This window comes from Bacillus sp. AFS088145 (assembly GCF_002564465.1).
In the GTDB taxonomy this organism is placed as follows: domain Bacteria; phylum Bacillota; class Bacilli; order Bacillales; family Bacillaceae_G; genus Gottfriedia.
The window spans coordinates 1-4,668 of record NZ_NUUX01000016.1; the positions used below are offsets into that span (position 1 = coordinate 1).

Sequence of the window (4,668 nt, forward strand, 5' to 3'; positions counted from 1 at the left end):
TTTTTTGAGCAATACAAGATTTAAACTTAACTTTTATGGAGAGTTTGATCCTGGCTCAGGACGAACGCTGGCGGCGTGCCTAATACATGCAAGTCGAGCGGACTAATGGGAGCTTGCTCCCGTTAGTTAGCGGCGGACGGGTGAGTAACACGTGGGCAACCTACCTGTAAGACTGGGATAACTTCGGGAAACCGGAGCTAATACCGGATGACATAAAGGAACTCCTGTTCCTTTATTGAAAGATGGCTTCGGCTATCACTTACAGATGGGCCCGCGGCGCATTAGCTAGTTGGTGAGGTAACGGCTCACCAAGGCGACGATGCGTAGCCGACCTGAGAGGGTGATCGGCCACACTGGGACTGAGACACGGCCCAGACTCCTACGGGAGGCAGCAGTAGGGAATCTTCCGCAATGGACGAAAGTCTGACGGAGCAACGCCGCGTGAGCGATGAAGGCCTTCGGGTCGTAAAGCTCTGTTGTTAGGGAAGAACAAGTGCTAGTTGAATAAGCTGGCACCTTGACGGTACCTAACCAGAAAGCCACGGCTAACTACGTGCCAGCAGCCGCGGTAATACGTAGGTGGCAAGCGTTGTCCGGAATTATTGGGCGTAAAGCGCGCGCAGGCGGTTTCTTAAGTCTGATGTGAAAGCCCCCGGCTCAACCGGGGAGGGTCATTGGAAACTGGGAAACTTGAGTGCAGAAGAGGAAAGTGGAATTCCAAGTGTAGCGGTGAAATGCGTAGAGATTTGGAGGAACACCAGTGGCGAAGGCGACTTTCTGGTCTGTAACTGACGCTGAGGCGCGAAAGCGTGGGGAGCAAACAGGATTAGATACCCTGGTAGTCCACGCTGTAAACGATGAGTGCTAAGTGTTAGAGGGTTTCCGCCCTTTAGTGCTGAAGTTAACGCATTAAGCACTCCGCCTGGGGAGTACGGTCGCAAGACTGAAACTCAAAGGAATTGACGGGGGCCCGCACAAGTGGTGGAGCATGTGGTTTAATTCGAAGCAACGCGAAGAACCTTACCAGGTCTTGACATCCTCTGACAACCCTAGAGATAGGGCTTTCCCTTCGGGGACAGAGTGACAGGTGGTGCATGGTTGTCGTCAGCTCGTGTCGTGAGATGTTGGGTTAAGTCCCGCAACGAGCGCAACCCTTGATCTTAGTTGCCAGCATTTAGTTGGGCACTCTAAGGTGACTGCCGGTGACAAACCGGAGGAAGGTGGGGATGACGTCAAATCATCATGCCCCTTATGACCTGGGCTACACACGTGCTACAATGGATAGTACAAAGGGTTGCAAGACCGCGAGGTGGAGCTAATCCCATAAAACTATTCTCAGTTCGGATTGTAGGCTGCAACTCGCCTACATGAAGCCGGAATCACTAGTAATCGCGGATCAGCATGCCGCGGTGAATACGTTCCCGGGCCTTGTACACACCGCCCGTCACACCACGAGAGTTTGTAACACCCGAAGTCGGTGGGGTAACCTTTTAGGGGCCAGCCGCCTAAGGTGGGACAGATGATTGGGGTGAAGTCGTAACAAGGTAGCCGTATCGGAAGGTGCGGCTGGATCACCTCCTTTCTATGGAGACATCATGAACCGATGGTTCATGTATGAAATGTTTCTTCATTGTTTTGTTTAGTTTTGANNTTGTACCTTGAAAACTAGATAATGTCATTCATTAAACTGCGTAAGTTTAATTCAATTAGTTTTAAAATTAGTTAAGTTAGAAAGGGCGCACGGTGGATGCCTTGGCACTAGGAGTCGATGAAGGACGGGACTAACACCGATATGCTTCGGGGAGCTGTAAGTAAGCTTTGATCCGGAGATTTCCGAATGGGGAAACCCACTACTCGTAATGGAGTAGTATCTTTACCTGAATACATAGGGTACTGAGGACAGACCCAGGGAACTGAAACATCTAAGTACCTGGAGGAATAGAAAGCAATAGCGATTTCCTGAGTAGCGGCGAGCGAAACGGAAGATAGCCCAAACCAAGAGGCTTGCCTCTTGGGGTTGTAGGACACTCTATACGGAGTTACAAAGGAACGGGGTAAATGAAGCGACCTGGAAAGGTCCGTCAAAGAAGGTAAAAACCCTGTAGTTGAAACCTCGTTCCCTCTTGAGTGGATCCTGAGTACGGCGGAACACGTGAAATTCCGTCGGAATCTGGGAGGACCATCTCCCAAGGCTAAATACTACCTAGTGACCGATAGTGAACCAGTACCGTGAGGGAAAGGTGAAAAGCACCCCGGAAGGGGAGTGAAAGAGAACCTGAAACCGTGTGCTTACAAATAGTCAGAGCTCGTTAACGAGTGATGGCGTGCCTTTTGTAGAATGAACCGGCGAGTTACGATCCCGTGCAAGGTTAAGTTGAAGAGACGGAGCCGCAGCGAAAGCGAGTCTGAATAGGGCGATATAGTACGTGGTCGTAGACCCGAAACCGAGTGATCTACCCATGTCCAGGATGAAGTTCAGGTAACACTGAATGGAGGTCCGAACCCACGCACGTTGAAAAGTGCGGGGATGAGGTGTGGGTAGCGGAGAAATTCCAATCGAACTCGGAGATAGCTGGTTCTCCCCGAAATAGCTTTAGGGCTAGCCTTATGTGTTAGAGTCTTGGAGGTAGAGCACTGATTGGACTAGGGGCCCCCAACGGGTTACCGAATTCAGTCAAACTCCGAATGCCAATGACTTATCCATAGGAGTCAGACTACGAGTGATAAGATCCGTGGTCAAGAGGGAAACAGCCCAGACCGCCAGCTAAGGTCCCAAAGTATACGTTAAGTGGAAAAGGATGTGGAGTTGCTTAGACAACCAGGATGTTGGCTTAGAAGCAGCCACCATTTAAAGAGTGCGTAATAGCTCACTGGTCGAGTGACTCTGCGCCGAAAATGTAACGGGGCTAAACGTATCACCGAAGCTGCGGATTGATACCGTATGGTATCAGTGGTAGGGGAGCGTTCTAAGGGCGTTGAAGCTAGATCGTAAGGACTGGTGGAGCGCTTAGAAGTGAGAATGCCGGTATGAGTAGCGAAAGACGGGTGAGAATCCCGTCCACCGTATGCCTAAGGTTTCCTGGGGAAGGCTCGTCCTCCCAGGGTTAGTCAGGACCTAAGCCGAGGCCGACAGGCGTAGGCGATGGACAACAGGTTGATATTCCTGTACCACCTCATTTCCGTTTGAGCAATGGAGGGACGCAGAAAGATAGGGTAAGCGCGCTGCTGGATATGCGCGTCCAAGCAATTAGGCTGATGTGTAGGCAAATCCGCACATCATAAGGCTGAGTTGTGATGGCGAGGGAAATATAGTACCGAAGTTCCTGATTCTACGCTGCCAAGAAAAGCTTCTAGCGAGGAAATAGGTGCCTGTACCGCAAACCGACACAGGTAGGCGAGGAGAGAATCCTAAGGTGAGCGAGAGAACTATGGTTAAGGAACTCGGCAAAATGACCCCGTAACTTCGGGAGAAGGGGTGCTCTTTTGGGTGTATGCCCGGGAGAGCCGCAGTGAAAAGGCCCAAGCGACTGTTTAGCAAAAACACAGGTCTCTGCGAAGCCGCAAGGCGAAGTATAGGGGCTGACGCCTGCCCGGTGCTGGAAGGTTAAGAGGAGGGGTTATCCCTTACGGGAGAAGCTCTGAATTGAAGCCCCAGTAAACGGCGGCCGTAACTATAACGGTCCTAAGGTAGCGAAATTCCTTGTCGGGTAAGTTCCGACCCGCACGAAAGGCGTAACGATTTGGGCACTGTCTCAACCATAGACTCGGTGAAATTATAGTACCTGTGAAGATGCAGGTTACCCGCGACAGGACGGAAAGACCCCGTGGAGCTTTACTGCAGCTTGATATTGAATTTTGGTACAGCTTGTACAGGATAGGTAGGAGCCTGAGAAGCCGGAGCGCTAGCTTCGGTGGAGGCGTCGGTGGGATACTACCCTGGCTGTATTGAAATTCTAACCTAGAGCCGTGATCCGGCTCGGAGACAGTGTCAGGTGGGCAGTTTGACTGGGGCGGTCGCCTCCTAAAGAGTAACGGAGGCGCCCAAAGGTTCCCTCAGAATGGTTGGAAATCATTCGAAGAGTGTAAAGGCATAAGGGAGCTTGACTGCGAGACCTACAAGTCGAGCAGGGACGAAAGTCGGGCTTAGTGATCCGGTGGTTCCGCATGGAAGGGCCATCGCTCAACGGATAAAAGCTACCCCGGGGATAACAGGCTTATCTCCCCCAAGAGTCCACATCGACGGGGAGGTTTGGCACCTCGATGTCGGCTCATCGCATCCTGGGGCTGTAGTCGGTCCCAAGGGTTGGGCTGTTCGCCCATTAAAGCGGTACGCGAGCTGGGTTCAGAACGTCGTGAGACAGTTCGGTCCCTATCCGTCGTGGGCGCAGGAAATTTGAGAGGAGCTGTCCTTAGTACGAGAGGACCGGGATGGACACACCGCTGGTGTACCAGTTGTTCTGCCAAGAGCATGGCTGGGTAGCTATGTGTGGAAGGGATAAGTGCTGAAAGCATCTAAGCATGAAGCCCCCCTCAAGATGAGATTTCCCATAGCGTTAAGCTAGTAAGACCCCTGAGAGACGATCAGGTTGATAGGTCAGAGGTGGAAGCGTGGTGACACGTGGAGCTGACTGATACTAATCGGTCGAGGACTTAACTAACAAGTTTGAT

The 4,668-nt window shown here is 51.7% G+C and carries 2 rRNA genes; both read left to right on the forward strand.

The features are described 5' to 3' along the window. Window positions 1–32: 32 nt before the first annotated feature. A 16S ribosomal RNA gene (locus COI44_RS12520) occupies window positions 33–1,582 on the forward strand. A 138-nt stretch (window positions 1,583–1,720) separates the two neighbouring features. Then, window positions 1,721–4,658 (forward strand): 23S ribosomal RNA (locus tag COI44_RS12525). The 16S and 23S rRNA genes sit together here, the layout of an rRNA operon. Window positions 4,659–4,668 lie beyond the last annotated feature (10 nt).